21 protein-coding genes are annotated in these 23,396 nt (G+C 69.8%); 9 read left to right on the forward strand and 12 right to left on the reverse strand.

The features are described from left to right. The coding region (locus NG1_RS32915; RefSeq protein ID WP_157114381.1) for a GrpB family protein at positions 1-460 on the reverse strand (460 nt) is incomplete at its 3' end. A gap of 79 nt (positions 461-539) precedes the next feature. Between NG1_RS32915 and NG1_RS32920 the strand changes: the two genes are divergently transcribed. The 6 genes from NG1_RS32920 (at position 540) to NG1_RS32945 (ending at position 6,888) form a co-directional block, all read left to right on the forward strand. Then, positions 540-1,526, forward strand: coding sequence for an alpha/beta hydrolase (locus NG1_RS32920; protein WP_062977482.1), 987 nt, complete (start codon positions 540-542; stop codon positions 1,524-1,526). A 1-nt stretch (position 1,527) separates the two neighbouring features. After that, a complete protein-coding gene (locus NG1_RS32925) occupies positions 1,528-2,430 on the forward strand; it encodes an SDR family NAD(P)-dependent oxidoreductase (protein ID WP_062977484.1) in 903 nt (300 codons plus the stop codon). A 10-nt stretch (positions 2,431-2,440) separates the two neighbouring features. Beyond that, a complete protein-coding gene (locus tag NG1_RS32930; RefSeq protein ID WP_062977520.1) occupies positions 2,441-3,361 on the forward strand; it encodes a hypothetical protein in 921 nt (306 codons plus the stop codon). 11 nt (positions 3,362-3,372) lie between these two features. Then, positions 3,373-4,878: a flavin-containing monooxygenase gene (locus NG1_RS32935; protein ID WP_062977522.1), complete on the forward strand. Its 1,506-nt coding sequence runs from the start codon at positions 3,373-3,375 to the stop codon at positions 4,876-4,878. Between the two features lie 93 nt (positions 4,879-4,971). Further along, complete coding sequence (locus NG1_RS32940; RefSeq protein ID WP_062977487.1) at positions 4,972-5,754, forward strand: MerR family transcriptional regulator; 783 nt, start codon at positions 4,972-4,974, stop codon at positions 5,752-5,754. Positions 5,755-5,793: 39 nt separating this feature from the next. Continuing rightward, entirely contained in the window at positions 5,794-6,888 is a 1,095-nt protein-coding gene (locus NG1_RS32945; RefSeq protein ID WP_062977489.1) for a methyltransferase, read from the forward strand. Between the two features lie 51 nt (positions 6,889-6,939). Here NG1_RS32945 and NG1_RS32950 read toward each other — a convergent pair whose 3' ends face one another. Continuing rightward, positions 6,940-7,293, reverse strand: a complete 354-nt coding sequence (locus NG1_RS32950; RefSeq protein ID WP_157114382.1) for a hypothetical protein — start codon at positions 7,291-7,293, stop codon at positions 6,940-6,942. 262 nt (positions 7,294-7,555) lie between these two features. Here NG1_RS32950 and NG1_RS32955 point away from each other — a divergent pair, with 262 nt between their 5' ends. The 3 genes from NG1_RS32955 to NG1_RS32965 all read left to right on the forward strand — a co-directional run bounded on the left by NG1_RS32955 (position 7,556) and on the right by NG1_RS32965 (position 10,116). Then, positions 7,556-8,260, forward strand: a complete 705-nt coding sequence (locus NG1_RS32955) for an ESX secretion-associated protein EspG (RefSeq protein ID WP_062977493.1) — start codon at positions 7,556-7,558, stop codon at positions 8,258-8,260. Between the two features lie 93 nt (positions 8,261-8,353). Then, the gene (locus NG1_RS32960) at positions 8,354-8,728 is read left to right on the forward strand and encodes a hypothetical protein (RefSeq protein ID WP_062977496.1); all 375 of its coding nucleotides are present in this window, start codon (positions 8,354-8,356) and stop codon (positions 8,726-8,728) included. Next, positions 8,725-10,116: a hypothetical protein gene (locus tag NG1_RS32965; RefSeq protein ID WP_062977499.1), complete on the forward strand. Its 1,392-nt coding sequence runs from the start codon at positions 8,725-8,727 to the stop codon at positions 10,114-10,116. Before NG1_RS32960 ends, NG1_RS32965 begins: the two co-directional genes overlap by 4 nt. 350 nt (positions 10,117-10,466) lie before the next feature. Here NG1_RS32965 and proB read toward each other — a convergent pair whose 3' ends face one another. The 10 genes from proB to NG1_RS33010 form a co-directional block, all read right to left on the reverse strand. Next, positions 10,467-11,594 (reverse strand): glutamate 5-kinase, encoded by a 1,128-nt coding sequence (gene proB, locus NG1_RS32970; protein WP_040865568.1) that lies wholly within the window; start codon positions 11,592-11,594, stop codon positions 10,467-10,469. Positions 11,595-11,745: 151 nt separating this feature from the next. Further along, a complete protein-coding gene (obgE, locus tag NG1_RS32975; RefSeq protein WP_040865499.1) occupies positions 11,746-13,200 on the reverse strand; it encodes a GTPase ObgE in 1,455 nt (484 codons plus the stop codon). A 121-nt stretch (positions 13,201-13,321) separates the two neighbouring features. Continuing rightward, the gene (rpmA, locus tag NG1_RS32980; RefSeq protein ID WP_043688634.1) at positions 13,322-13,588 is read right to left on the reverse strand and encodes a 50S ribosomal protein L27; all 267 of its coding nucleotides are present in this window, start codon (positions 13,586-13,588) and stop codon (positions 13,322-13,324) included. 22 nt (positions 13,589-13,610) lie between these two features. Then, entirely contained in the window at positions 13,611-13,922 is a 312-nt protein-coding gene (gene rplU, locus NG1_RS32985) for a 50S ribosomal protein L21 (RefSeq protein WP_062977502.1), read from the reverse strand. A 329-nt stretch (positions 13,923-14,251) separates the two neighbouring features. Further along, on the reverse strand, positions 14,252-17,452 hold the full coding sequence (locus tag NG1_RS32990) for a translation initiation factor IF-2 N-terminal domain-containing protein (RefSeq protein WP_062977504.1): 3,201 nt from the start codon (positions 17,450-17,452) through the stop codon (positions 14,252-14,254). A gap of 469 nt (positions 17,453-17,921) precedes the next feature. Then, positions 17,922-18,338, reverse strand: coding sequence for a nucleoside-diphosphate kinase (gene ndk / locus NG1_RS32995; protein WP_062977506.1), 417 nt, complete (start codon positions 18,336-18,338; stop codon positions 17,922-17,924). Positions 18,339-18,435: 97 nt separating this feature from the next. Beyond that, complete coding sequence (locus NG1_RS33000) at positions 18,436-18,852, reverse strand: DUF4233 domain-containing protein (protein WP_062977508.1); 417 nt, start codon at positions 18,850-18,852, stop codon at positions 18,436-18,438. After that, positions 18,849-18,971, reverse strand: coding sequence for a hypothetical protein (locus NG1_RS38915; RefSeq protein WP_281218390.1), 123 nt, complete (start codon positions 18,969-18,971; stop codon positions 18,849-18,851). Before NG1_RS38915 ends, NG1_RS33000 begins: the two co-directional genes overlap by 4 nt. Continuing rightward, the gene (folC, locus tag NG1_RS33005; protein WP_174315486.1) at positions 18,968-20,374 is read right to left on the reverse strand and encodes a bifunctional tetrahydrofolate synthase/dihydrofolate synthase; all 1,407 of its coding nucleotides are present in this window, start codon (positions 20,372-20,374) and stop codon (positions 18,968-18,970) included. Before folC ends, NG1_RS38915 begins: the two co-directional genes overlap by 4 nt. Positions 20,375-20,430: 56 nt before the next feature. Continuing rightward, positions 20,431-23,109, reverse strand: a complete 2,679-nt coding sequence (locus NG1_RS33010) for a valine--tRNA ligase (protein ID WP_062977510.1) — start codon at positions 23,107-23,109, stop codon at positions 20,431-20,433. Positions 23,110-23,396: the final 287 nt, after the last annotated feature.

Consider the following 23,396-nt stretch of genomic DNA (forward strand, 5'->3'; position numbering starts at 1 on the left):
GGTCTTCGTCGTGCGTGCGCAGCCGGTCGCGGAAGGCGAGGATCCGCTCGATCTCCGGTGCGCCCGACTCCGGCGCGAACACATGCAGATTCACGCTTCGTCGCGCACCGCTCTGCACCCGGCGGACAAGACAGCGATGCTGATACCAGTCCGGTTGCCGGACGCGCAGCGCGTACCCGGCAGCTTCGAGAGCCGGTAGATAAGCGGCTTCGTCGTCGGCGTCGGGAACCAGCAGCAGGATGTCGATCAGCGGCTTGGCCGCGAGACCGGGGACCGACGTAGAACCCGTGTGCTCGATCCGCAGCGCCACATCACCGAGTGCCGCACGTATCACGGCTTCTTCCTCGGCATACCAGTCCGGCCACGCGGGGTTGTAATCCTCCAGAACCACCTTGACCGCATAGGGCTCCACCTCGCCGACTGTCGCCGCCGCGATCTCGTCGTCGTCCAACGTAGCCACACGTCACGGTAGCCGGTCGGGATTACCTTCCAAAAATGTGCCATTGACAACTGGCACATTCATGGCTGATTCTTAGCGCATGACAAGGTCAACGAGGACCTCGGTCCCCGGCGTTCCCACCACGCCCTCGACCCGCGCCACCGTGGCCGCGGCGGCCACCAGGCTGACGCTTCGGCCGGTGAACTGCGCGGTGCCGATGAACGCGCCGGGCGTCTGGTTCGCACGCAAGCTCATCGCCACGCTGATGGCCGTCGGCGGTCCCGTGCCGTCCGGTACGTCCGTCACCGAGGTCCGGTCGGGCGCGGTGCACGGCGAATGGGTGCGGGCGGCGGGCGTGCCGTTCGGGACGCGAGCCGTCTACTACATCCACGGCAGCGGGTATGTGATCTGCTCGGCGCGCACGCATCGCGCTCTCGCGGCTCGGCTGTCGACGAAGACCGGGCTTCCGGTCTTCCTCACCGACTATCGCCTCGCGCCCGAACACCGGTTCCCAGCCGCCGCCGACGACGTGGAGGCGGGCTACCGCTGGCTGCTCGGCCGGGGCATCGCCGCGGAAGACCTGGTGATCGCCTGCGACTCCGCGGGCGGGCATCTCGCGTTGGACCTGCTCGTCGAGAACGGACGACACCGCCGCCCGCAGCCCGCGGCCGTCGCGATGTTCTCCCCGCTGCTGGATCTGACCCTCGGCTTGGCGGCCGAGCGGGAACGCGTCCGGCCCGACCCGCTGATCTCGGCCGCCGCCGCGAGCAGGCTGCCCGCGGCCTACACCAACGGTCACCCGGCCGACGCCGCGCGCCTGCGGCTGACCATCCCGCAGGGTCTCGCGCTGCCGCCGATCCTGGTGCAGGTCGGCGGCACGGAGATGCTCGCCGCCGACGCACGGGCGCTGTGCGAGATGGTCCGGCGCGCGGGCGGCAGCTGCGAACTCGAGATCTGGCCTGGGCAACTACACGTCTTCCAGGCCCTTCCCCTGGTGGTGCCCGAGGCCGACCAAGCCCTCGCACGCGCCGCCGACTTCCTGCGCGCGGCGCTGGTCGCTACCTCCGGTACGGAAAAGGTGAGCTGAGATGTTCGGATTGGACAAGCTGGTGGCCCTGGGCCGGGCCCGGCGCACGCACGGCGCGCGAGCCGTGGTCACCGGCGCGGGCAGCGGCATCGGCCGCGCGTTCGCGCTGGAGATCGCCGCCCGCGGCGGCCGGGTGATCTGCGCCGACATCGATGAGGCGCGCGCCGACGAAACGGTCGCCCTGATCGAACGCGCCCACCCGGGCGCCGCGCACGCCTTCCGCTGCGACGTGGCGCAACGCGAGGACGTGGAGTTGCTCGCCCGCTTCGCCGAAACGCTGTTCGAGCGCCCGGTCGACCTGGTGATCAACAACGCGGGCGTCGGGATCGGCGGAAAACCCGTGGGGCACATCGGCTTCGACGACTGGCAGTGGGCACTGGGCATCAACCTGTGGGGAGTCGTGCACGGCTGCGAGGTCTTCGCCCCGCGCCTGCGGGCCGCCGGACGCGGCGGCATCATCAACGTCGCCTCGGCCGCCGGATTCGCCGCCGCGCCCTCCATGGCCGCCTACAACGTGTCCAAGGCCGGTGTGCTGTCGCTGTCGGAGACCATGGCCGCCGAATTGAGCGGCACCGGTGTCGCGGTGACGGTGCTGTGCCCGACGTTCGTCCGCACGAACGTCGCGCGTGACGGCCGGATCACCAAGGAATCGGCACAACTGGCCGACTTCCTCATGCGCTGGACCGGCTTCTCCCCCGAGCGCGTCGCGCGCACCGCTTTGGACGCGCACGACCGCGGCCGGCTCTATGTGCTCCCCCAACTGGACGCGCACGCCGTATGGCTGCTCAAGCGGTGCTTCCCCGCGCAGTACACCTACGTCCTCGGGCTCCTGGAGCGGCTGCTGCCCCAGGACAACTCGACCACCACCGACCGCACGCCGGTCACCGACAAGACAGGAGTCTGACATGGCTGCCATCGCGATGGACTTCGACGACATGCTCCGCAAGATCAAGGACCGCCAGTGGGCGCTGGCCGACATCGATTGGGACGCGCCGGGCCGCGAGACCATCACGCCCGAACTGCACGCCAAGCTCAAGCCGTTCATGGCCGATCTGATGTGGATCGAGAACGTCGGCGCGCGCGGCTTCGCGGCGATGGCCAAGAAGGCGCCCACCGAGACGTTGCGCGAGATCTACCGCTACTTCCACGCCGAGGAGCAGAAGCACGCCAACGCCGAGCTCGCGCTGATGCGCCGGTGGGGCATGCTCGACGGCGACGAGATCCCGCAGCCGAACGTGAACGTCAAGCTGGTGATCGACTTCCTGGACAAGTACTCCGACGACATGTCGCTGTCGTTCCTCGGCACCGTGATCCCGATGCTGGAGGTCGCGCTGGACGGCGCGCTGATCAAGTTCATCATGGACGAGATCGAGGACCCGGTCTGCCAGGAGGCGTTCAAGAAGATCAACTCCGACGAATCCCGGCACCTGGCCGTCGATTTCGCCGTGATGGATCTGCTCGGGCACGCGGAGATGCGCAAGCTGTTCATCGATCTGGTCGGCGGCTGGGCCAAGCCCTCGCTGATCATCGGCGTGCTGAGCTATGTGCCGCTGCTGAACAAGATGCGCGACAACATCGTCGCGATGGGCGTCGACGAGGAGAAGCTCTACGGCGCGCTCAAGCGGTACGCGAACGTCGGCGAGCGCAGCGAATTCGCGCGCAGGCTGCCGATGTACCAGATCGTGAAGACGCACGGCGGCTGGGTGATCGACCGCGGTCACCCCTACCACCTGGTGGCCGACGCGCTGGTGAAGATCACCGGGTTGCTGCCGAGGGCACTGCTGCGCAACAACCCGACCTGGTCGAAGGAACTGACCTACGAGCCCGCGGCATGACAGGGAACCCGATGAGCACGCACACCCTCGACGTCGCCGTGATCGGCGGCGGGTTCGCCGGAATCGGCACGGCCATCCGGCTGAAGCAAAGCGGCATCCACGATTTCGCGATCTTCGAGCGCGGCGCCGCGATCGGCGGCACGTGGCGCGACAACACCTATCCCGGTGCGGCGTGCGACATTCCGTCGCGGTTGTACTCCTACAGTTTCGCGCCGAACCCGGATTGGTCGCGCACCTACTCCGGGAGCAACGAGATCCTCGGCTACATCGAGGCGATGGCCACGGAATTCCGGCTCGGTCCACACCTCCGCTTCGGGCACAACGTCACCGGCATCGTGTTCGACGAACAGGCCGGAGTCTGGCACATCACGATCGAGGGCCGCCCCGAGCCGATCCTCGCCCGCACCGTGGTGCTGGCGTCCGGGCCGCTGGCCAACGCGAGTCTCCCGGATATCCGCGGCATCGAGACGTATCAGGGACACAAGATCCACAGCGCCCGATGGGATCACGACTACGACTTCACCGGCAAGCGAGTCGCGGTCGTCGGCACCGGGGCCAGCGCGGTCCAGATCATCCCGGAGCTGGTCGACAAGGCCGCCTCGGTGAAGGTGTTCCAGCGCACGCCCGGCTGGGTGCTGCCGCGGGTCAACCGGCAGACCAACGGCCTGACCAAGGAGCTCTACCGCCGCGTGCCCGCCGCCGAACAGCTGGCCCGGCGCGCCTGGTTCTACGGACACGAGTCGGTGGCGCTGGGCGTGGTGTGGAATACGCCGCTGACCAGGGTGGTCGAGCTGGTCGGCAAGGCACAGCTGCGCAGGCAGGTCAAGGACCCCTGGCTACGCCGTCAGCTCACCCCGGACTTCCGGGCCGGTTGCAAACGCCTGCTGATGACCGACGACTACTACCCCGCCCTCCAGCGGGACAACTGCAAGCTGATCACCTGGCCGATCGCCCGGATCTCCGAGCACGGCATCCGCACCGCCGAAGGCATCGAGCACCAGGCGGATTGCATCGTCTTCGCGACGGGGTTCGACGTCTCCAAGACCGGGACGCCCATTCCGGTGGCCGGGCGCGACGGCCGGATTCTCGCCGACGAATGGGCGCGTGGCGCCTACGCCTTCAAGAGCGTCGCCGTCTCCGGGTATCCCAACCTGTATTTCACCTTCGGTCCCAATTCCGGCCCGGGGCACAACTCGGCGCTGGTGTACATGGAAGCCCAGATCGACTACCTCGTCGGCGCGATCGGCGTCATCCTGGACCGGGACCTGCGCATGCTCGACGTGCGGCAGGATCGGCAGGACCGCTACAACGCCGCCATCCAGCGCAAGCTCTCCGCCACCACCTGGAACTCGGGATGCCGCAGCTGGTATCTGACCGAGGACGGCTTCAACGCGACGATGTATCCGGGCTTCGCCACGCAGTACGTCCATCAGCTGCGCGCGGTCGATCTCGACGACTACCTCGTGGTCGAGCAGACCGCCGACCAGCGGCGACAACGAGTGGCACCGGTTTCGTAGGTGCCGGGAGACCGGCGGCGCGGACGATAGACTCGGTCCGCAGGGAGTTCAGCGGCGCGCCGCCGGTCCATCGGCGCCTGGTCAGCGAGGGAGGTGAGGTCGACGCCGGAGTACCGGATCGATGACCTCGCGCGCGCCGCGGGCACCACCACCCGCAACGTGCGCGCTTACCAGGAACGCGGACTGCTGCCGCCGCCGGTCGGCAAGGACGGCAGGGCCAGCATCTACGACGACGCGCACCTCGAGCGGCTGCGCCTGATCGACGCGCTGCTGCAGCGCGGCTTCACCACCGCGCACATCGCCGACTTCATCACCAGCTGGGAGACCGGCAAGGACCTCACCGAAGTGCTCGGCCTGCAGCACGCCGTGACGGCGTCCTGGGCCAAGGACGAGACCTTCGAGGTGCCCCGCGAGTTGATCGGCACCATCCTCGGCGCCGACGCCGACGAACTGGTCGACCGGCTGCGCGAGATGAAGCTGGTCCGGCTGGAGGGCGACACGGTGGTGTTCACCGAGACCCAGCTGCTCACCTCGTTCGCCGAGTTGCACGAGTACGGCCTGGAACTGCGCACGCTCATCGAGATCTACGCCAAGGTGGCCGACCGCATCGATGACATCACGCACATCATGATCACCGCGGCCAAGCAGCACATCATCGATGAGCACGGGCCCGGCTGGATGCCCGACACCAGCGGCGAAATCGCCGAGACCACAACGATGCTCAACAAGATGCGCGAACTGGCGGTGGCCTCGGTGCACGCCACGCTCGCCCGCTCACTGGACGTCACGCTGCGGCGCGAACTGGGCGATTATCTCGCCACGGCGGCCGAGCGAGAGAAACAGCGCAGCGAATCCGGCCGCGACGTACCCTCCTAGACAAGCGCAGAGTGCCGACCTTCGACGGATGGAGTCGCAGTGGCGTCCGACCGACCGAGAATCCCTCCGCTGCCGCTGGTACGGGCCGTCGAGTCGGTGCGCGGCGCCTTGGCTCTGGCGTTTCGCAAGCTGGTGCCCGGACACGTCGCACTGATGGAGATGATCGCCGCCGGGTGGATCACGCAGGCCATCCACGCCGCCGCGGTGCTCGGCGTGGCCGACGAACTCGCGGCGGGACCGCGCTCGGGTGCGGAGCTCGCGGCGGCGGTCGGCGCCGACGAGGGCGCCCTGCGCCGACTGCTGCGACTGCTGATCAGTCACGGCATCTTCACCCAGCGGCGCGACGGGCGCTACGCGCTGACGCCGATGGCACGAGCCCTGCGCCGCGATGCCGACGTGTCGTTGCGCGACGCGGTGCTGTTCTTCGGTTCGCCCGGGCACCGCAATCACTGGTCGCATCTGGTCGACGCGGTGCGCACCGGGGAGCCGGTCGGCGAGAAACTCGACGGAATGCCGTTCTTCGACTACGTCCAGCACGACCGCGAACTCGGTGAATTGTTCGACCGCGCGATGACCAGCATCGGCAGCTTGGCGATGGAACCGCTGTTCGCGGCCTACGATTTCGGCCGCTTCGAGACCCTGGTCGACGTAGGCGGGGGTGAAGGGACGCTGCTCACCGAAATCCTGCGCCGCGCCCCCCGATCGCGCGGCATCCTGTTCGACCTGCCGGAGGTGGTGGCCGACGCGCCCGCCCGGCTCGCCGAACTCGGTCTCGCCGATCGCTGCGCGGTGCAGAGCGGATCGTTCTTCGACAGCGTCCCCGAGGGGGGCGATGCCTACCTCCTCAAGCACATTCTGCACGACTGGGCCGACGCGGACGCCGGGCGCATTCTGCGCACGCTGCGTGCGGCCATGGACCCCGACGCCCGGTTGCTGATCGTCGAACTGGTCGTCCCCGAACACACCGCCCCGCATCCGAGCAAGTACATCGACCTGGAGATGCTGGTCAACGCGGGCGGCCGCGAACGCACCGAGGCCGAGTACCGCGAGTTCCTCGCGCGGCACGGATTCACGCTGACCAGGCGCGTGCCGACGGCCTCACCGGACAACGTGCTGGAGGCGCGGCCGAGCTGACCGCCGCGACCCGGAAACGCCCACAGCCGAAACGTCTTCGCTGATCGTCGGCTACGGCGTCGTGGCGGGGACGAGGAACGCGAGGGTGGCGATTCCCACGGCGCCGTCGGCCACGCAGGTGACGCGCATCGGCTTGCCGACCGGCGTCTGTTGCGATTCGAATCCGCTGTAGTAGCCGAACACCGGCCCGGACCGCCCCGACGGCTGGAAGAAGCCGAGACATTCGGCCTCCAGCACCGAGGCTCCCTCACCGCTGTGGCACAGCGCGGCCGCGTCGGTGACGCCTCGGTCGACATAGCAACCGGCCGGATCCGCTCCCGCGGGCCCGGCTCCGGCCCAGACGAGGCCGCCCGCGAGGAACAGCAGAACGGTTCCCGCGCCCACTCGCCGTCTCGTGGTGTGCACCGCAATCCCTCCTCGGCAGATCTCAGCCATACCCGGTTGTTGCCGTGCGGGGTAGTCGCTTCGGCCACGCGTCGCGAACCCTTTCTGATATTCCAGCAGAACCGGAGCAGACGGTCGAGCACGACACCGCCTCGAAATCGCGGTTTTTCAGGACGGATGCCGGAAGGCCGTGGCGTCCCCGTGCGGTACATCTCTTGTCCCGGCGTCGGGACCGCTAGGCTACGAGCAGCATTGGCGGGTTCGGTGAGGATGTGATTCGGCCGTGGAATGGACCTTCACTCCGGACGAGTTCGCCTATATCTGGCGCGAGACCGACCTGGATCGCCACCCCTACCCGCTGCGCATCCTGGAGACGCCCCGCACCGAGGACGAGGCCGAGAAGTTGCGCATCGCCCTCGCCGAGCGGCTGCCGCTGCGCTCCGACCCCGACCTATCGGCCTGCCTGCGCATTCTGGCCGAACCGCACACCAGGATCGTGGCGATCGGCGGCGCGCATCAACCGGGCAGTGAACTACGGTTGCTCGCCGCCGCCATCTACGATCGCGCCGTGCTCGCGGTGCAGGAACCCGGCGCAGGCCCGGATTTCGGTGGCCGCGTGCGCATTTCGATCGGACACAGCACCAAACTGGGCCGGCGGATCGCGGCCCTGCTGCCGAGGACGCCCGCGGGCCGCGAACCCGCTCGGGTCGCGTCAGGTGACGCGGTACGCGACCAGGAGACCGTGCGCGCGCGGCAACAGGCGGCGCCCCGAATCCGCAAGCTGCTGCTCGAACCGCATACCGCCGAGGGCCACATCAGAATCGAACCGCGATTGGATCGTCCTACCCCGCCCCCACCGATCCACTACACCTGGATCGATGTACGCGACGACGGAAGATACCTGATCAAAGCGGGCGACGAAGTGCGGATAGCCCCCGCTTCCGCCGAGCAGATCGCCCTCCAATTGCAAAAGCGCATACCGACATAGCTCGTTTTCGCGGCCGTGGCCGCCGACTAATGCTGACCAGGCACCGAGCTTCCGGTTAGTCTGAGGCGGACCGACCGATCTCAGGGGTGAGCGATGACGATCGAGACCAGCCGAGCCGATATCGCCCGATTCAAGGAGGCCGCGCGGAGCGGGACCGTCCAGTTCGATCCGGCGGCGGCTCGGCAGTGCGCTGAAATGTACGAGCGGCAGGCCGATCGGCTGCTCCACCTACAGCAGCGCCTCCAATCCGCCGCGGATCTAGGCGGTTTCGGTGGATTCGTCTCCGCACAGCAACTGCAGGCCGGTTTCAGCCACAAGGCGCGGGACGCGGCCGCACTGCTCGACCACTACATCGAAGCGGCCTACCGCATGAAGGAAGCGTTCTTGATCAGCGGAGGACTGTTCGAAGAGGCCGACGCCGCGAGCGCCGCCGCCCTGCGCGCGGTCCAGACGAGGTTGCCCCGATGAGCGGTTCCGATCCCACCTACATCAGCTCGATGGAGCATTTCGAGTCCCTGCGGCACGAGGAGATCTACGCGAAGGCGCAGCAGATCGACGCCGCGCAGGTACTGCGCGCCTCGGCGATCTGGCTCGAGGCGGCAGGGGCGCTCAGCACGTCGTTCCCACTCACTCGCGGCAGTGTGGACCGCGTGGTGGACACGGCCGGATGGAAAGGCGCCGCCGCCGACGCCGCGCAGGCATGCGCGCGCAGTTTCGCGGCGTCGGCCGACGAACTGGCCGCGGTGCTCGGTCAAGTGGGCGCCCGGCTCGGCGGGGTCGCCGCGGCCGCCGAGGCGGTGAAACTCGCGGTGGTGCCGCCGGGCGCTTCCGGGCCGGTCGGCGCGATCGCGCGACTGCTGGAAGCGGCGCACGTGATCAACGCGCAGATGGCGCAGGAGGCGCTGCGCCAGGAAGCCGTGCTCGCGATGAACATGGTCTACAAGCCCGCCTACTCCACCGCGGGAACCGCCGTGCCCGCGCTGCCCGAACCACCCGCTGTCACGGCGCCGGCCGCACCACAGGCGCTCTCCCCCGGCACGCCGAGGTACTCGACACCCGAGCCGGTGCTGCCGGACGACGAATCATCGCCGCGCACAACGCAACCCGCACCTGATACCACGCAACCCACACCCGACGCTCCGGAATCGTCCGCGCCGTCCCACCCGCCGTCATCGCCGACACAACCGGCGCCGGACGCACAGCAGACTCCCTCGGCGCCACCCACTCAGCAGACGCCACCACCGCAGCAGTCCCCCTCCACCGAGACCCCGGCGCCACAGCAAGCTCCGTCCACCCAGACACCGACGCCACAACCCACGCCGACGCCGTCCCCCGAGCCTGCACCGCAGACACAGCAGGCGCCCTCGACCACACCTCCGCCGCCGAGTCCTTCTCCCGCACCGGACACTTCGGAGCCCGCGCAACCGCCCAGCTCCTCGCCACCGCCACCGCCCGCACCGCAAACGCCGGAGCCCGTGCAACCGCCGAGTTCGTCGGCGCCGCCACCGCCTACCGAACCACCCGCACAGGTTCCCGAACCGGCACAACCGCCGAGTTCGTCAGCACCTCCACCGCCTCCGCCCGCACCGCAAACGCCGGAACCGGCGCACCCACCGAGCTCGTCGGCACCGCCACCGCCCGCACCGCAAACCCCGGAACCCATGCAACCACCGAGTTCATCGGCTCCTCCGCCGCCTCCGCCCGCACCGAGCCCACCACCGCCCCCGCAATCCCCAGCTCCGGGCCCCGGGGTTCCACTGCCCGATCCGGGTGGCCAACCCGGCGTCACCGGCCCGGTGGAAGGCAACCAGCAGCAGATACCGACGACCAACCAACCTGGCGTCGTCCCGTCCTGAGGCCGGTCCGCCGCCTCGGTCACCACACCGTGGCGGCGGGGAGTTCCCGGTAGCATCGCGCCGGGCGCTCAGCGCATCGCGGATACGGATGGTGTCACCACGCCGACCGTCCAGCTCCCGTCCGTCACCGCACATCCTGATGTCGACCTGTTGCGAGCCCAGAACCGCTTCGTGTCGCCGCGACGGGTCACGAACAGAGTTCGGCCGAGCCGCGATCGACCCACCCGTGCTCGCGAACTACTCACCTGGGGTGCACGAGCAGATGAGTCTCTCAGGATGGGCCCCGGGGCGTCAGGTCGTGGACGAAAGAGCGCATGGCTGTGCCCGACCTGCCCGCAGCCAGTGCGAAATCAGACCTTGACCAGGTCGTCGGCGTGAATCACGGGGCGTTGCATCGTGTCGGGAAGTTCCGCGGTCGAGCGGCCGAGCATGCCCGCCAGTTCGGTGCTGTCGTATTCGACGACGCCACGGGCGACGACGCGGCTGTCGGGGGCCACCAGGTCCACCACGTCACCGCCGTAGAAGCGGCCCCGCACGCCGACGATTCCGGCCGCGAGCAGCGATCGGCGCCGGTGTGCCACCGCTTGGACGGCGCCGTCGTCGATGAGCAGGGCGCCGCGGCTGTCGGCGGCGTGCCGGACCCAGAACTTGCGGGCCGACAGGCGCACCGGGCGGGCGGCGAACGCGGTGCCGACGGTGCCGGTGGTCAGGGCGGTGGCGGCGGACGAGGCGGCGGCCAGCAGCACCGGCACGCCCGCGTCCGCGGCCAGGCGCGCCGCCGACAACTTCGACGCCATGCCGCCGGTGCCGAGCGCGCCGCCGCTGCCCGCGATGACGCCGTCCAGGTCGGCACTGCTGCGCACCTCGGGAATCAGCGTGGCCGCGCCCTTGCGCGGGTCGCCGTCGTAGAGGCCCGCCACGTCCGACAGCAGTACCAGCGCGTCGGCGCCGATCAGGTGGGCGACCAGCGCGGCGAGCCGGTCGTTGTCGCCGAAGCGGATCTCTTCCGTTGCCACGGTGTCGTTCTCGTTCACCACGGCCACCGCGCCGAGCGAGCGCAGGCGGTCGAGGGTGCGCTGGGCGTTGCGGTGATGCTCGCGGCGGGCGAAGTCGTCGGCGCTCAGGAGCACCTGCCCGACCGTGCGGTGGTACCGGGCGAACGAGGTGCCCCAGGCGTGCGCGAGGGCCAGCTGCCCGACGCTCGCCGCGGCCTGCTTGGTCGCCAGATCACGCGGACGGCTGGTCAAGCCGAGTGGCGCGATGCCCGCGCCGATCGCACCCGAGGACACCACCACCACATCGGATCCGGCGCGCATCCGCGCCTCCACCGCGTCGGCGAGCAGATCCAGCCGCGCGGTGTCCAAGCCGCCTTTCAGACTGGTCAGCGCCGACGAACCGATCTTCACCACGACCCGGCGCGCCGCCGCGATCGCCCGCCGCGCCTCGCTCAGGCCCGACGAATCCGCCTCGGCAGTCATGGATTTCATCTGCATCGCCACCGAACTCCCTGCGCCACAATCGAATCCACGTCAGCCGGGACCGTTGCCCCGACCATACCCGGACCGCCCGCGATCGAGCCCGCCGAACGCGGCAACCGCCGCGAGCGCACGACTCGACCGTCGTCCACGTCTACTCCTCGTCTTCCCGCACCAAACCGCGGCGCACCCGGGACGCGTGCTTGCGCTCGGCCGCGCTGACCCGGTCGGTCTGCTCCAGCCGGATATCGGTGCCGCGCCCGGTGGGCACCATGTCGATGCCCGCCGAGATCTGAGGTTCCCACTCGAATGTCACGTCGCCGATGGTCACCGGCGCTCCCGGCTCCGCGCCCAGCCGCACCAGCTCGTCTTCCACGCCGAGGCGGGCCAAACGGTCGGCCAGGTAGCCGACGGCCTCGTCGTTGTCGAACTGGGTCTGCCGCACCCAGCGCTCCGGCCGGGTGCCGCGCACGATGAAGCCACCCGGCTCCTCCGGGTCGGCGAGCACGCTGAACCCGGTGTCGTCGACCGCGATCGGGCGGATGACCGGGCGCTTTGGCGCGGCCTGCGGATGCTCCTCGCGGTACCGGCGCACCAGGTCGGCGAGGGCGAAGGTCAGGGGGCGCAGGCCCGCCCGGCTCACCGCGGAGATCTCGAACACCGGCCAGCCGCGCTCGGTGAACTCCGCGGTCACCATCTCGGCCAGTTCGGCCGCGTCGGGCACATCGATCTTGTTCAAGATCACCACACGCGGCCGGCCCGCCAGGTCGCCGAGTTCGGCGTCCGCGCTCAGCGCGGGCTTGTAAGCGGCGAGTTCGGCCTCGAGCGCGTCGACGTCGGACACCGGGTCGCGGCCCGGCTCCAGCGTGGCGCAGTCCACCACGTGGGCGAGCACCGCGCAGCGCTCGAGGTGCCGCAGGAAGTCCAGGCCCAGACCGCGCCCCTCGCTGGCCCCAGGGATCAATCCGGGCACATCGGCGACGGTGAAGGTGGTGTCACCGCTGGCGACCACGCCGAGATTGGGCACCAGTGTGGTGAACGGGTAGTCGGCGATCTTCGGCTTGGCCGCCGACAGCACCGAGACCAGGGAGGACTTGCCTGCCGAAGGGAACCCCACGAGCCCGACGTCGGCGACCGACTTCAGCTCCAGAACCAGGTCGAGTTCTTCGCCGTCCTCGCCGAGCAGCGCGAAACCCGGCGCCTTGCGGGCTTTCGAAGCCAGCGCGGCATTGCCGAGCCCACCGCGACCGCCGCGCGCGACGATGAAGCGGTTGCCCGAACCGACCAGGTCCACGAGCACCTTGCCGTCGTCGTCGAGTACGACGGTGCCGTCGGGCACCTTGAGCACCAGATCGGCGCCCTGCTTGCCGTCGCGGTTGCCGCCCTCACCCGGCTTGCCGTTGCCCGCCTTCGCGTGCGGGTGGAAATGGAAGTCCAGCAGGGTGTGCACGTTGGCGTCGACCTCGAGGATGACGTCTCCGCCGTTGCCGCCGTTGCCGCCGTCCGGCCCGCCGAGCGGCTTGAACTTCTCACGGTGCACCGAGGCGCAACCGTGGCCGCCTTTACCCGCACGCACGTGCAGTACGACACGGTCGATGAACTTGGACATACGCCGAATCATCCTCCTTCGGGACGGGTCGTACTGGGACTGCTCGTTCGAGAACACGAAAAACGGGCCAGGGTTTCGAGACCCTGACCCGCTCGCTGTGTATCCGGAAGTGGTTCGGCGGTCAGGCCTGAACCGGCTCCGGGGCCACGATGTTGACGGTCTTGCGTCCACGCTTGGTGCCGAACTCGACCGCGCCCGCCGACAGGGCGAACAGGGTGTCGTCACCGCCACGACCGACGTTCACGCCGGGGTGGAAGTGGGTGCCGCGCTGACGCACGAGGATCTCGCCCGCCTTGACGGTCTGGCCGCCGAAGCGCTTGACGCCGAGTCGCTGGGCGTTGGAATCACGCCCGTTGCGGGAGCTGGACGCACCCTTCTTGTGTGCCATAGCTGGTTCTCCTCGGGATGTCTTACTTGATGCCGGTGACCTTGAGGACCGTCAGCGGCTGACGGTGACCCTGGCGCTTGTGGTAGCCGGTCTTGTTCTTGAACTTGTGGATGCGGATCTTCGGGCCCTTGGTCTGCTCGACCACCTCCGCGGCCACGGAGATGTCGGCCAGCTTCGCGGCGTCGGTGGTCAGCTCGGCGCCGTCGACGACGAGGACCGGATTCAGCGCCACGGCGGTGCCCGGCGCGCCCTCGATCTTCTCGACCTTCACCAGGTCACCGACCGCGACCTTGTACTGCTTTCCGCCGGTCTTGACGATCGCGTACGTTGCCATCGGTCGGCTGCCCTTCTTCCTGTAGTGCTCGGCACTCGTTCACGCGGCGACACCTCCGGTTTGATGCCACCGGAAACCGCCACACGACTGGTCTGGTAATCGCCACCGCCTCGGCATCTGGTGGCTCTCGGTACTGAACTGTCGAGAACCGGGCCACGGAGACAAAACATGTTGTCACCGGGCAGCGACTGTCCAAGATTACAGGACGGCCACCGCCACGACCAAACCGGCGCCCGCCCCCGCTGCCGGGCGATGCCACCGGTTCGCTGCCGAGACGTACGTGGCCCCCGCCGGAGATGCCGGCGGGGGCCACGGAACGGTGCGACGACTCAGTGCGACGCGTCCGGCGCGCCCGCCGGGCGGCCGACCGCCCGCCTACGCGGCCGTCCGCGCTGCGGCAATTCGACCGGTTCCGGCTGGGAGTAGTCGATCGCGGGCGCGGGTGCCTGCTCCCCGGTGGGCAGCACGAAGACCGCTCCCGAACTGTCCGCGGCGGGCGCCGCGGCCGAACGGGCAACCCTCCGGCGACGAGACGGACGGCCCGCTCCCGGTTCGGCGACACCGTTGGCGGCGGCACCGTTCTCCGATGCCGGCACGGACTCGGCAGCCGGGACCGGCTCGGCGACGGGCTCGGCCTCGGGAGCCGGAACCGGCTGCTCGACGGCGGCGGGCTCCTGCGCCGGTACCGGCTCGACCCGCTCGACTTCCTCGATGACCTCGACCACTTCGGCGGGCTCGGTCTCCGGCTCCTCGGCGGGCACCGCCACGGCGGCCTCGACGGTCTCGGCGACCGCTCGCTCGTCGGCGGGCTGCTCGCCGCTCGCGGCCCGCGGCTCGGCGGCGGTCTCCTCGGCCGCCTCCGGCTCCTCGTCGTCCTCCTCCGAGTGGTGCGCGGCCATCGCGAGCGCGACCGGATGCGCCCGTTTCACGGCCGCATCTTCCTCGGGCTCGACCACGGGTCCGGATCCATTGGCGGGCTGCGCCGGTGCCTGCGCGCTCTTGTCCCGGCCACGACGCCTGCGCGAACCGCTCTCCTTGGTGCGCCCGGCGGCCTCTTCGCCGGAACCGGGCTCCACCGGGTAGGCGTGCACGAGGATGCCGCGTCCGTGGCAGTGCTCGCAGGTGGTGGAGAACGCCTCGACCAGGCCGGTGCCCAGCTTCTTGCGGGTCATCTGCACCAGGCCGAGCGAGGTGACCTCGGAGACCTGGTGGCGGGTGCGGTCCCGGCCCAGCGCCTCGGTGAGGCGGCGCAGCACCAGGTCGCGGTTGGACTCGAGCACCATGTCGATGAAGTCGACGACGATCATGCCGCCGATGTCGCGCAGCCGCATCTGGCGCACGATCTCCTCGGCCGCCTCCAGGTTGTTCCTGGTGACGGTCTCCTCCAGGTTGCTGCCGCCGGAACCGGTGAACTTGCCGGTGTTCACGTCGATCACCGTCATGGCCTCGGTGCGGTCGATCACCAGGGTGCCGCCCGAGGGCAGCCACACCTTGCGATCCAGCGCCTTGGCCAGCTGTTCGTCGATCCGATAGGTCTCGAACACGTCGACGCCGTTGTTCTCGTGCCGGTTGACCCGGGCGAGCAGGTCCGGCGCGACGGTGCCGATGTACTTCTCCACCGTGCTCCAGGCCCGGTCACCCTCGATGACCAGCTTGGAGAAATCCTCGTTGAACAGGTCGCGGATGACCTTGACCAGCAGGTCCGGCTCTTCGTAGAGCGTCTTGGGCGCGTTGTTGTCCTTGCCGGTCTGCTGCTGGATCGTGCGCCAGGTGGCCTGCAGCCGCTCCACGTCGCGGGCCAACTCGGTCTCGCTGACGCCTTCGGAGGCGGTGCGGATGATCACACCGGCGTCCGAGGGCACGATGTCGCGCAGGATCTCCTTCAGGCGCTTGCGCTCGGTGTCGGGCAGCTTGCGGCTGATCCCGGTGGAGGTGCCCCCGGGCACGTACACCAGGAAGCGCCCGGCCAGGCTGATCTGCGTCGTCAGACGAGCGCCCTTGTGGCCGACCGGGTCCTTGCTCACCTGGACCAGCACCTGATCGCCCGGCTTGAGCGCCTGCTCGATCTTGCGCTCCTTGCCGCCGAGCCCGGCGGCCTCCCAGTTGACCTCACCGGCGTAGAGCACGCCGTTGCGGCCGCGGCCGATGTCGACGAACGCGGCCTCCATGCTGGGCAGGACGTTCTGCACCCTGCCGAGGTAGACGTTGCCGACCATGGACGCCGAACCGGTGCTCGTCACGAAGTGCTCGACCAGGACGTTGTCCTCGAGCACGGCCACCTGCGTCGCGGTGGGGTGGTCGGGGAAGGACTTCTCGCGCACGACCATCACGCGATCGACGGCTTCGCGCCGGGCCAGGAACTCGGACTCGGTCAGGATCGGCGGACGGCGGCGGCCCGCCTCGCGTCCGTCGCGACGGCGCTGCCGCTTGGCCTCCAGCCGGGTGGAGCCGGTGATGCCCTGGACCTCGTCGGCCGCGGCGGCGCGGCTGCGGGTCTTGTTGCGCGGTTCGCGCTCGTGCACGACCGTGTTCGGCGGATCGTCGTCGGCCGATTCGCTATCGCCCGACTCACCGGCTACCTTGCGGCGACGGCGGCGACGGCGACGACGGGTGGAGCCTTCCGGCGCACCGTCCTCGTCCTCCCCCTCGCCCTCGGCGGTCTCCGCGGACTCCGCCGCCTCGGCGGCCTCGGTGGTCTCGGAAGCCGATTCGTCCTCGTTCTCGGACTCGTTCTCGTCGCCATCGCCATCGCCGTCGGACTGCTGCTCACCACGGCCGCGTCCGCGTCCGCGGCGACCACGGCGCCTGCGGCGGGGCTGTCCTTCGTCGTCCTGCTGGTCGGCCGACTCGCGCTCGTCCTCCTCGGCGGGCTCGGCCTCGTCCTCGGCGGGCTCGGGCGCCCGCTCCTCGGTACGCCGAGTATCGCGCTCGGCGCGACGCTGCTTACGCGCCTGCTCGGCCGCCGCGGCGTCCGGCGACAGGAACAGCGGCGCCTGTACTGCGGCGGCCTCGAACACCGCCGGGGCCACCGGCTCGGGCTCCGGTCGCTCCGAGTGCGTGAACAGTTGCGTGTGCTGGGTAGCCGAAGTGCCGGTCGACACGGGCGTGGCGCCCGGCACCTCCGGCGCGGAGAAGAGGACCCCGGCCCCGGTGAAGGGCGTCTCGGCGGGCGCTTCCCGCCCGGCCCCAGCCGGCTGTCCGCCCGCGACCGGGGCGTTCGCCGCATCCGCTGCCGCGTCTTCGGGAGGCTCGGCGGTCTGCGCCGGTGCAGAGGTGTCTACCTGGCCCGCGGCGGGCTGCGCGGCCGCGGCGTCCGCCTCGACCGTCACCAAGGCGTCGCGCACCGACTCCGCGACGGCCCGGTCGACGTTCGACTGGGCGCTGCGCGCGTCCGCCCCCATCTCGGTCAGCTTGGCCAGGATGCGCTTGCTCGTTACCCCCAGCAGCTTGGCCAGTGCATGAACTCGGATTCGCTCCGGCAATTGTTCGGCATCCTGTGATGTTGTTTCCAGCGGCTCTTGATCGGCCACGAAGTCTCCTCGGGCCCCCGGGCGCGTCCCTCCCGGCGGGAGTGACGCGGCCGACGCGGGGGCGCTGTCCGTCCGACCCGCACCCGGTGGGCGCGAGTTCAAGTGGTCTCGCCCCGCGTGCCCGGTTGTCTCTCGGTTTTTCGTCGTTCGGGCTAACTGGTCACGCGGCGCCTGGCTGTATGGCTGAACTCCGCGGTACGAGCGCTCATCCAGCGTGCCTGCGCGGACAGCCGACCCTGTAACCAGGCCTTTTGTCCATGGCAGCGATGATCGGCATCGAACCGTGGTGTCATCCGGCTGCGCTCGTCACGTCTCGTTCGCGCACCTGCACGAACAGTCGGCATCGAAAGCAGCCGATGCCAGTATCCCACACCGCGCGCCGGGCGTTCGCCATCGGCGCTCGAACCAGTCCGGCCCGCGGCGCGAACACGCCGGTCGCGGCGGCGCGGGCACGGCGCTCGGGACCCGGTCAGGCGGGCCGATCGGGGAACCAGAGCGCGATCTCGCGCTTGGCCGATTCGGGTGAATCCGAGCCGTGGACCAGGTTCTCCTGGGTCTCAAGAGCGAAGTCTCCGCGAATGCTGCCGGGCACGGCCTTCTCCACCGGGTCGGTGCCGCCGGCGATCTGACGGAAGGCGGCGATGGCGCGGGGGCCTTCCAGGATGGCCGCGACGACCGGTCCCGAGGTGATGAACTCGATCAGGGACCCGAAGAACGGCTTCTCGGCGTGCTCGGCGTAGTGGCCCTCGGCCAGTTCCGCGGATACGTGCTTCAGTTCGAGGGCGGCGATCTTCAGGCCCTTGCGCTCGATACGTGCCAGCACCTCGCCGACAAGGCCACGGGCGACACCGTCCGGCTTGATGAGTACCAACGTCTGCTCAGTCACGGCGCACAGCCTATCCGGCACACTTCCGGGCGCCGCACCAGCGGTCGGACCGACCGGCGTCCCGGTGGCGCAGCCGCCGCGCCGGCGTGACCCGTGGCTACGACCGCTGGATGCGCTGGCTGGGCAGCAGCCCCTTCTCCATCCGGCCGCGCACGTCGGCGCGCAGCACCAGCAGGAAGCCCCATACCACGCCGAACACCACGCCGATGACGCCGATGGACACGTGGATGAACGCGCCGAGCAGGACGAGCACCTGGAGCCCGAGGTTGAACGGCAGCGCCCAGGACCGCCGCTGCATCCCCGCCCCGAGGAACATCACCACCGCGAGCACCACGAGGTAGGTGCCGGACAGCCAGGTCACCCCGCCGCCGACGTCGGCGACCACCGGCAGCGCCAGCAGCACCACGATCGCCTCGAGCACCAACGTTCCCGCCATCACCCCGCGGAAACCCTTCCACGGGTCGGTCGCGGGCGCGGGTACCGCTTGCTCGCCTCGGTCGGCCGGTTCGCTCATGCTGTGCCCTCCTCGGCATCCGCCGGGCTCTCGGGGTGTCCGGCGTTCGTGCGGCGGTTCTCGACGAGCGCGGACCCGCCGTGGTCACCTGGGCCGCCGTCGGTGAGCCCGGCGCTCACGCCGGATCCTTCCCGAACAGCGCGCGGGCCGCCCCGGCCGTGACCACCGACCCCGTCACCACCACTCCCGCGCCGGAGACCATCTCGCCCGCCTCGCCCACCTCTTCGGCGATCGCGATGGCGGTCTCCAGCGCGTCGGGCAGGGTGGCGGCGGAGACCACGCGCTCGTCGCCGAACCGCTGCACCGCGAGGTCGGCGAGGGTCTCCACGTCCAGCGCGCGAGGCGAACCGTTGCTGGTGACGACGATCTCGTCGAACACCGGCTCCAAGGCGGCGAGGATGCCCTCGGCGTCCTTGTCACCGAGCACCGCGACCACGCCGACCAGCTTGCGGAAGTCGAACTCCTCGGTCAGCGTCGCGGCCAGCGCTCGCGCGCCCGCCGGATTGTGCGCGGCGTCGATGAAGATGGTCGGCGCGTTGCGCATCCGCTCCAGCCGCCCGGGGCTGGTGACACTCGCGAAACCGGCGCGCACGGCGTCGATGTCCAGCTTGCGCTGCGCGCCCGCGCCGAAGAACGCCTCCACCGCCGCGAGCGCGAGCACCGCGTTGCGCGCTTGGTGCTCGCCGTGCAACGGCAGGAAGATCTCGTCGTACACCCCGCCGAGGCCCTGCAATTCGAGTTGCTGCCCGCCCACCGCGATCTGCCGGGCGAGCACGCGGAACTCGGCGCCCTCGCGCGCGACCGCGGCGTCCACCGCCACGGCGCGGCGCAGCAGCACCTCCATCGCCTCCGGGTCCTGCTCCGCGATCACCGCGACGTTGTCGCGCGGTACCAGGCTCTCGGGTGCCCGCTTGATGATCCCGGCCTTCTCCCCCGCGATAGAGGTCAGATCCGGGCCGAGGTAGTCGGTGTGATCCAAGCCGATCGGTGTGATCACCGCGACCTGCCCGTCGACGACGTTCGTGGCGTCCCAGGTGCCGCCCATCCCCGTCTCGACGACCGCGACGTCGACCGGCGCCTCGGCGAAGGCCGCGAAGGCCATGCCGGTGAGCACCTCGAACTTGCTCATGGCAGGCCCGTCCGCGGCCGCCGACTGCTTGTCGATCATCTCGGCGAAAGGCAGCAGTTCGCGGTAGAGCTCCACGTACCGGGCCGGGGTGATCGGCGCGTTGTCGATGCTGATCCGCTCGGTGGCCAGCTGCAGATGCGGGCTGGTGATCCGGCCGGTGCGCCGATGCAGCGCGGTGAGCAGCGCGTCGATCATCCTGGTCACCGAGGTCTTGCCGTTGGTGCCCGCGATGTGGATCGCCGGGTAGTTCTGCTGCGGCGAACCGAGCAGGTCCATCAGCGTGGCGATCCTGGTGAGCGACGGCTCGATCTTGGTCTCCGGCCAGCGCCGGTCGAGTTCCGCCTCGACCAGCGCCATCTCGGCCAGTTCCACCGGCGACGGGCCGGAGCCCAGTCGCGCTCCGCCGCCACGGCGCTCGTCGTCGCCGTATTGCGGTTCCGGCTCGTGGTTCACTTGCCGCTCAACTCCGCCAGTCGCGCCCCGATGCGCGCCACCTCGTCGGAGGCGACCTGCTGCCTGCCACGGATCTTGTCGACCACGTGCTCGGGCGCCTTGGCCAGGAACGCCTCGTTGCCGAGCTTGGCCGCGGTGCCCTGCAATTCCTTCTGCGCGGCGGCCAGATCCTTCTCCAGCCTGCGGCGTTCGGCGTCCAGATCGACCGCGCCCGAGGTGTCCAGCTCCACGGTGACCGTCCCCGCGCTCAGGCGGACCTCCACCGACGCGGTCGCGGCGAAGTCGGCGCCGGGCTCGGTCAGCCGCGCCAGGTTCGCCACCGACGCCGCCTGCTCGCCGAGCCCCGCCTCGTCGACGCCGATCAGCTTGGCCGCGACCTTCTGCTTGTCGGCCAGGCCCTGATCGCTGCGGAACCGCCGGATCTCCGTGATCAACCGCTGGGTGTCCGAGACGCGTTGCGCCGCTTCCTGATCCGCCGGCACCCCGGAGGCCTGCGGCCACGGCGCGATCACCACCGACGCACCGCCGGTCAGCGCCTGCCACAACGACTCGGTGACGAACGGGATGACCGGGTGCAACAGGCGCAGCACCGCGTCGAGCACCGAGCCGAGCACCAGCTGGGTGGCCTCGGCACGGGCGCCCTCGGCGGCGAACTGCACCTTGGCCAGCTCCAGGTACCAGTCGCACAGCTCGTCCCAGGCGAAGTGGTAGAGCGCCTCGCACGCCTTGCCGAACTCGTAGGCGTCGAACGCGGAGTCGGCTTCGGCGCGCACCGCGTCCAGCCGGTCCAGGATCCAGCGGTCGGCGTCGGTGAGCTGCGCCCGATCGGGCAGATCGCCCACCCGCGCGCCGTTCATCAGCGCGAACTTGGTCGCGTTGAACAGCTTCGTCACGAAGCTGCGCGAGGCGAGCACGTGCGGCTCGCCGACCGACAGGTCACCGCCGGGCTGCGCGCCGCGAGCGAGGGTGAACCGGGTGGCGTCGGCGCCGAAGGTGTTGATCCAGTCCAGCGGGTCGATGCCGTTGCCGCGCGATTTGGACATCTTCTTACCGAACTGGTCGCGGATCAGGCCGTGCAGGAACACGTCCTTGAACGGCACCTGCCGCTCGCCGCTCTTGCCCGCGGTCAGCGCGGCGTCTTCGGCGACGTAGGTGCCGAACATCATCATCCGCGCCACCCAGAAGAACAGGATGTCGTAGCCGGTGACGAGCACACTGGTGGGATAGAACTTCTCCAGCTCGGCGGTGGCGTGCGGCCAGCCCATCGTGGAGAACGGCCACAGGCCGGAGGAGAACCAGGTGTCGAGCACGTCCGGGTCCTGCACCCAGCCCTCCGGCGCCTGCTCGTCGGGCCCCACGCAGGCCACTTCGCCCTCGGGCCCGTACCAGATCGGGATGCGGTGGCCCCACCACAGCTGACGCGAGATGCACCAGTCGTGCATGTCGTCGACCCAGCCGAACCAGCGCGGCTCCTGGCTCTTGGGGTGGATCACGGTGTCGCCGCTGCGCACGGCGTCACCGGCCGCCTTGGCCAGCGACTCGACCTTGACCCACCACTGCATGGACAGGCGCGGCTCGATCGGCTCGCCGGTGCGCTCGGAGTGCCCGACGCTGTGCAGGTACGGCCGCTTCTCGGCGACCACCCGGCCCTCCCGCGCGAGCCGCTTACGCACCTCGACGCGCGCCTCGAACCGGTCCATGCCGTCGAATTCGGTTCCGGTGCCGGTGATCCGGCCACGCTCGTCCATGATCGTCGGCATCGGCAGGCCGTGCCGCAGACCCATCTCGAAGTCGTTGGGGTCGTGCGCCGGTGTGATCTTCACCGCGCCCGAGCCGAATTCGGGATCGACGTAGTCGTCGGCGATGATCGGGATCTGCCGCCCGGTGATCGGATGTTCCAGAGTGGTGCCGATCAGGGCCCGGTACCGCGGGTCTTCCGGATGCACGGCCACCGCCGTGTCGCCGAGCATGGTCTCCACCCGGGTGGTGGCCACGACGACGTGCGGCTGGTCGTCGTCCAGCGACCCGTAGCGCAGCGAGACCAGCTCGCCTTCCACGTCCTCGTACTTGACCTCGATGTCGGAGATCGCGGTGCGCAGCTCCGGCGACCAGTTCACCAGCCGCTCCGCGCGGTAGATCAGGCCCGCGTCGTAGAGCCGCTTGAACATGGTCTGCACGGCGCGCGAGAGGCCCTCGTCCATGGTGAAGCGGTCCCGGCTCCAGTCCACGCCGTCGCCGAGCGCGCGCATCTGCCACTGGATGGCGCCGCCGGACTCCCGCTTCCAGTCCCAGACCTTCTGCACGAACAGTTCGCGGCCGAAGTCTTCCTTGGTCTTGCCGTCCACCGCGAGCTGCTTCTCCACCACCGTCTGGGTGGCGATGCCCGCGTGGTCCATCCCGGGCAGCCAGAGCACCTCGTAGCCCTGCATGCGCTTGCGGCGCGACAGCGTGTCCATCAGGGTGTGGTCGAGCGCGTGGCCCATGTGCAGGGTGCCGGTGACGTTCGGCGGCGGCAGCACGATCGAATAGGCCGGCTTGCCGCTGCCCGGGTCGGCGGTGAAATAGCCCGCGTCTACCCAGCGCTCGTACATCTCGGCCTCCACCTCGCTGGGAGTCCAGCTCTTGGGGAGGGCATCGGCACGATTACGCGTGTTGTCAGGGGCTGCGCTGGTCACCCCGCGATTCTAGAGCGCTTCGATCCGCCGACTTCGGGTCGGTCGGCCCGGTCACCGCTCCCGGGGATCCGCCGGTCGGCGCCACGCCGGAAATCGGAGGCATATCCGCCTGCCGAGTGGCGCTCGATACGAACCCTACGGAGCGGCATTACGCGGCGGAGACAAAGGAAGGCGGAGTCTTCGGTGGATGAGGGACACCGAACACTCCGCCTATGTCAGTAGCTTACCGGCGATCCGAGGCCGGGCCTGGAATCCATAAGTAATTCTCAGCTTCCGCGTTTCGTGCC

Source organism: Nocardia gamkensis NBRC 108242 (assembly GCF_001612985.1).
GTDB classification, from domain to species: Bacteria; Actinomycetota; Actinomycetes; order Mycobacteriales; family Mycobacteriaceae; genus Nocardia; species Nocardia gamkensis.

Bases quoted from the DNA above. Each gene is read 5' to 3' on its own strand.
- NG1_RS32920 (WP_062977482.1), top strand. From the start codon at position 540: ATGACAAGGTCAACGAGGACCTCGGTCCCCGGCGTTCCCACCACGCCC.
- NG1_RS32925 (WP_062977484.1), top strand. From the start codon at position 1,528: ATGTTCGGATTGGACAAGCTGGTGGCCCTGGGCCGGGCCCGGCGCACG.
- NG1_RS32935 (WP_062977522.1), top strand. From the start codon at position 3,373: ATGAGCACGCACACCCTCGACGTCGCCGTGATCGGCGGCGGGTTCGCC.
- NG1_RS32960 (WP_062977496.1), top strand. From the start codon at position 8,354: ATGACGATCGAGACCAGCCGAGCCGATATCGCCCGATTCAAGGAGGCC.
- NG1_RS32965 (WP_062977499.1), top strand. From the start codon at position 8,725: ATGAGCGGTTCCGATCCCACCTACATCAGCTCGATGGAGCATTTCGAG.
- proB (WP_040865568.1), bottom strand. From the start codon at position 11,594: ATGACTGCCGAGGCGGATTCGTCGGGCCTGAGCGAGGCGCGGCGGGCG.
- obgE (WP_040865499.1), bottom strand. From the start codon at position 13,200: ATGTCCAAGTTCATCGACCGTGTCGTACTGCACGTGCGTGCGGGTAAA.
- rpmA (WP_043688634.1), bottom strand. From the start codon at position 13,588: ATGGCACACAAGAAGGGTGCGTCCAGCTCCCGCAACGGGCGTGATTCC.
- rplU (WP_062977502.1), bottom strand. From the start codon at position 13,922: ATGGCAACGTACGCGATCGTCAAGACCGGCGGAAAGCAGTACAAGGTC.
- NG1_RS33000 (WP_062977508.1), bottom strand. From the start codon at position 18,852: ATGAGCGAACCGGCCGACCGAGGCGAGCAAGCGGTACCCGCGCCCGCG.